The organism is Agromyces humi (assembly GCF_009720255.1).
GTDB classification, from domain to species: domain Bacteria; phylum Actinomycetota; class Actinomycetes; order Actinomycetales; family Microbacteriaceae; genus Agromyces; species Agromyces humi.
The window spans coordinates 1-584 of the sequence record NZ_WJSP02000767.1 but is presented as its reverse complement, the minus strand read 5'-3'; the positions used below and the strand labels follow the sequence as shown (position 1 = coordinate 584).

Below are 584 nucleotides of genomic sequence, written 5' to 3'. Positions count from 1 at the left end.
CTGCAGCTCGACCGAGCCGTGGAGGCCGCACCTGTTCCCGCCGGTTCGCTGGCCTTCGGCCTCGTCGACGCGCCCGAGCTGCAGCGCCACGAGATCCTCGCGTGGTCCCCGCAGCGCGACGGGCACCTGCTCGTCGTGGGGGCGCCGGGCAGCGGTCGCAGCACCGCACTCTTCGCCGTCACGCGGGCCGCGCGGCTGGCCGGCATGCCGGTCACGATCATCGGCGGGCCGGCGAGCGTGCAGTGGGACCGCCTGTGCGACGTGGTGCAGCGAATGCGTCACGGAGTCGCAGCGTCGCCGGAAGTCATCGTCGTCGACGGCCTCGATGTCGGATTCCGCGACTGGCCCGACGATCATCGTCTCGCCGCGCAGGCGATGGTCGAGACCATGCTGAGGGAGGGGCGGTCGCGCGGCGTCGGCGTCGCGGCATCCGCCGGCTCGGTGCACCGACTCGAGTCGGCCACCCGTGAGCTCTTCGGGCAGACCTTGATGCTCCGTCATGCGTCGCGTTCCGACCTCGTGCAGGCGGGCGGCGCCGGCGCGATGTGGCGCGCGGATGCGCCGGCAGGGTCGGGTCAGTGGCA

General features: G+C 73.3%; 1 pseudogene. It reads left to right on the top strand.

Going from position 1 to position 584, the window contains the following annotated elements:
* Positions 1 to 584, top strand: a pseudogene (locus tag GH736_RS24075) (hypothetical protein); the annotation flags it as partial.